Annotated in this window: 2 protein-coding genes; both read left to right on the top strand. The window is 70.8% G+C overall.

Annotated features, from left to right (window positions below; translation table 11 throughout):
• Nucleotides 1-1,089 (top strand): GNAT family N-acetyltransferase (locus tag FVW27_RS15830; RefSeq protein ID WP_243838511.1); only part of this gene is annotated, 1,089 nt, incomplete at its 5' end.
• Nucleotides 1,090-1,365 (top strand): hypothetical protein (locus FVW27_RS20670; RefSeq protein WP_208294840.1); only part of this gene is annotated, 276 nt, incomplete at its 3' end.

Below are 1,365 nucleotides of genomic sequence, written 5' to 3'. Positions count from 1 at the left end.
TGCTCTTCCGATCGCTCGGCCAGCCCGGCCAGCCCGGTCGGTCAGGTCGGGCAGCCGGCGCGGCGCATGCGTCCCATCGCCGCAGCCCGTCCGCTGGAGTTGCTGGAGGCGGAACTGGCCGTCATACCCCCCGCCGACGTGCTGCTGCGCGAGGGACCGTGGACCATCGTGGAAACCACGGCAGACCGTTCGCCCGAACTGGTCCGCGAAATCGGTCGCCTGCGCGAGGTGACCTTTCGCGCGGTGGGCGAGGGCAGCGGCGCACCGCTCGACCTCGACGCCTTTGACGCCGACTACCGCCACCTGATCCTGTGGCACGAAGGCGACCGCGCCCTGGCCGGGGCCTACCGCCTGGGCGTGGTGGACGCCATCCTCGATGCGCAGGGGCAGCGCGGCCTGTATTCCGCGTCGCTGTTCCGGTTCCGCCCGGAATTCTTTGACGGAGCGCCCGCGTTGGAACTGGGCCGGGCCTTCGTGGCGGCGGACTACCAGCGCGACTACGCCCCCCTGCTGCTGCTGTGGAAGGGCATTGGCCAGTTCATCCTGAAGCGCCCCGGCGTGCGTCGCCTGTTCGGGCCGGTAAGCGTGAGCCTGGACTATACCCCGTACTCGCTGAACGCCATCATGGACTACCTGACCCGTCACCACGGCTGCCCGGCAACGGCCCGGCTGGTGCGGGGGCGAGCCACGCCCTCCCTGCGCCAGCCCGGCTGCCTGCGCCGCATCGAGCCGGAAGGCCTGGACTGGAACGCGCTGTGCGCACTGGTGCGCGACATGGAGGGCGGGCGCACCATTCCCATCCTGTTCAAGCACTACCTGAAGCTGGGCGGGCGCATCGCCACCTTTCACGTGGACCGCGCCTTCGGCTCGCTGGACGCCTTCCTGATCATCGACCTGTTGGAGTCGCCGCCCCGCATGCTGCAACGCTTCATGGGTGCGGAGGGGCTGGACCGCTACTACGCCCAGACCCCGCACGGCGCCGGAGAGTGCGTGCCCAGAGTGGAAGGTGCGATGGGTGCGGCCGGAGTGGGCGGAGCAGAAAGTGCGGAAGGTGTGGTCGGGCAGGCCGCCGCGTCCGGAGGGGCGTAGATGCTCGCCCGGTTGACAGCCGCCGCCATGCGGGTACCCTTGCCGCCATATACCGGCGAAATGCCGCGCACGCCGCACGGTGGCGGCGCGGGCCGCAGGGCGCTGCGCGCCGTCATGTCCGTGGGCCGGAACATGCGGAACATACGGGACATGCAGAACATGAGCGGCGGCATGTGCCGTGCGGCGGGGTATGCGGCGGGCTGCGTTGCGGGTTGCATGCTGCGCCTGCGCGAACTGCGGTGGCCTGGCTCCGCGCCGCATCCTGCCCTGCCCGCG

Origin of the sequence: Nitratidesulfovibrio liaohensis (assembly GCF_011682075.1) — a bacterium.
Lineage (GTDB): Bacteria > Desulfobacterota > Desulfovibrionia > Desulfovibrionales > Desulfovibrionaceae > Cupidesulfovibrio > Cupidesulfovibrio liaohensis.
The sequence above is the reverse complement of the archived record's forward strand: the minus strand, read 5'-3'. Positions and strand labels throughout refer to the sequence as shown.